The following is a 1,716-nucleotide window of genomic DNA, read 5'->3' on the forward strand; positions in this document are numbered from 1 at the left end:
ATCGATGAAGGTATTGCGGCTTATGTTCCTGTCGCACACGATTATTTGGATGCGCCAGAGCAACTGGATCGCGATTGGGTTCTGGAGCAGCTGAAACCGATTCTTGAAGACGACGCTCAAGCGAAAGTCGGTCAGAACCTAAAATACGATGCGTCTGTGCTGGCACGTTACGGCATCGAGATGAAAGGCATCAAATACGACACCATGTTGGCGTCTTACGTTTACAACAGCGTAGGCGGCAAACACGACATGGACAGCTTGGCACTTCGTTTCCTACAACACAGCTGCATTTCATTCGAACAAATCGCGGGTAAAGGTAAAAACCAACTGACCTTCAACCAAATCGAGCTTGAGCAAGCATCGCCATACGCAGCTGAAGATGCAGACGTCACGCTTCGCTTGCACAATCGTCTGTTTGCTAACATCGAACAAGATGAAAAGCTAAAATCGGTTTACGAAGAAATCGAAATGCCGCTAGTCCCAGTTTTGTCTCGCATTGAGCGCACTGGTGTTCTGATTGATGACATGAAGCTGAGCGCTCAATCGGTAGAAATCGCGGCCCGTTTAGAAGAGCTTGAACAAAAAGCTTACGAAATCGCAGAACAAGAGTTCAACATGAACTCGCCGAAGCAGCTGCAAGCTATCCTATTTGAAAAAATGGGCCTACCTGTTGTGAAGAAGACACCATCTGGCACCCCTTCAACCAATGAAGAGGTGTTGCAAGAGCTTGCGTTGGATTACCCACTGCCAAAACTGATTTTAGAATACCGTGGTTTAGCGAAGCTGAAGTCGACATACACAGACAAGCTGCCGAAGATGATCAACCCTTCAACTGGTCGTGTACACACCTCTTACCATCAAGCGGTGACTGCGACAGGTCGTTTGTCGTCTACCGATCCAAACTTGCAGAACATTCCAATCCGTAACGAAGAAGGTCGTCGCATTCGTCAGGCGTTTGTTGCTCCAGCTGGTTACAAGGTTCTGGCTGTCGACTACTCGCAAATCGAGCTGCGTATTATGGCGCACCTTTCTGGCGACCAAGCGCTGCTTGATGCCTTCCGTGACGGTAAAGACATTCACGCCGCAACCGCAGCAGAAATCATGGGAGTGTCTATTGATCAGGTATCAAGTGAGCAGCGTCGCCGTGCAAAAGCGGTGAACTTTGGTCTGATTTACGGCATGAGCGCATTCGGCTTGGCAAAACAGCTGGGCATTCCTCGTGGTGAAGCGCAAGCTTACATGGACAAATACTTCGAGCGCTACCCTGGTGTAATGCAGTACATGGAAGACACTCGCAGCGCAGCAGCTGATAAAGGTTATGTAGAAACCATTTTTGGTCGACGTTTGCATCTGCCAGAAATCAAATCGCGTAATGGTATGCGTCGTAAAGCGGCAGAACGAGCGGCGATCAATGCGCCAATGCAAGGCACTGCAGCGGACATTATTAAGAAAGCGATGCTGCTAGTGGATCAATGGATTCAAGAAGAAGGCAATGGTCGCGTAAAACTTTTGATGCAAGTACACGATGAACTGGTATTTGAAGTCGAAGAGTCGTCTTTGTCCGAAATTGAAAGTAAAGTACAGAAATTGATGGAATCTGCAGCAGAGTTGAAAGTGCCTTTGGTGGCAGAAGCTGGTCACGGTGACAACTGGGATCAAGCACACTAATCATTTTTAAATCAATTTGGTCGATTTAGTATGAGCCAGCGCACAAAC

The 1,716-nt window shown here is 48.0% G+C and carries 1 protein-coding gene; it reads left to right on the forward strand.

Going from position 1 to position 1,716, the window contains the following annotated elements:
• On the forward strand, nucleotides 1-1,668 hold a 1,668-nt coding region (gene polA / locus R7P67_RS23635), incomplete at its 5' end, for a DNA polymerase I (RefSeq protein WP_318086168.1).
• Between the last annotated feature and the right edge of the window lie 48 nt (nucleotides 1,669-1,716).

It is taken from the genome of Vibrio sp. Vb0937 (assembly GCF_033338855.1).